This window comes from Aminobacter sp. J41, assembly GCF_000526635.1.
Classification (GTDB): domain Bacteria; phylum Pseudomonadota; class Alphaproteobacteria; order Rhizobiales; family Rhizobiaceae; genus Aerobium.
Map to the genome: position 1 here is coordinate 1 of NZ_JAGL01000113.1, position 1,001 is coordinate 1,001.

At 58.0% G+C, this 1,001-nt stretch carries 1 protein-coding gene; it reads left to right on the forward strand.

Annotated elements, in window-relative coordinates; translation table 11 throughout:
- Positions 1 to 702, forward strand: a 702-nt coding sequence (locus L630_RS23315; RefSeq protein WP_210164336.1) for a hypothetical protein, incomplete at its 5' end; no start/stop codon positions are given.
- Positions 703 to 1,001 lie beyond the last annotated feature (299 nt).

The following is a 1,001-nucleotide window of genomic DNA, read 5'->3' on the forward strand; positions in this document are numbered from 1 at the left end:
CGCGAGGCTCCCGTAGCTGAACGCCGAAGGAAGAACCTCCGAAGATCGCCGGGCAAAACGAAGACCACTGCAATTGACATGGGCTTGTTCAGCATCCCCTTGAGCCGTGTGGCGCCGAACAAGTGCTACGAGGTGTGGCTCAATTGCAAGCGTTCTTGGAAACGAGCAGTCCTTTCGGAAAATGCCTGGATTGCGAAGGGCCATATTCTAGGTCGAGTCGAAGACACCGTTGATGTTCGTATACCCGAGCGAGAGGTGACCGCGACGATCGACTGGCTTGCCAACACGATGGCGAAGCTCCTGGAAGACGAACCTGACGCCGGCGCCAGGCAATACTATATCGATCGCGATGTGCTCGATGGGGTTTATGAACTGCTGGGCGATACCAATTTCGATCATCCGATAGCACAGGAGATTTCGATAGCCCGAGCGATCAGACTGGCCGCTGCGGCGAAGGCGATGCCGTCCGTGCCACATTCGGAAATCGCGGTCTGTTACCGCGTGACTGACGATGCCGGCAATACCATGTTCGACAGCTTTAATCTGGAAGATGCGCTCCTGTACATATGTGGCAACAGAGACGTCTGTCGGAAGGACGTGGGGGTGGTATTTGCCGACGGTTCCGTACGTTACGGACACGAACTGTCCAGGCGACCATGGATAGCAGCTCCAGATGACTTCCCGCCGAGATCATCGGACTAGACAGACTCACTACGCGGACGTTCCCCGCATTGGCTGCGTCCAACCTACGACATGCTCCGATCCAACGAGGCAAAGTTTGCCTAACTGCAGCCCTCGCTGCGCCTTCATCATCCGTGCCGCCATGGGGCTCGCAATGGGTCGGGCGCGAAGATCAACCGCGAGTTTCGTCCCGACGGCTTCGTCTGCAGGATCGAGGCGCCGCTTCATGAGGTGAGCGAGGATGCAGGAGGCGTCCATCAGTCTCGATGACGGCTTGGTCCTCAACGGCGTGCGTGTCCTGGTGGTGGAGGACGACGGAC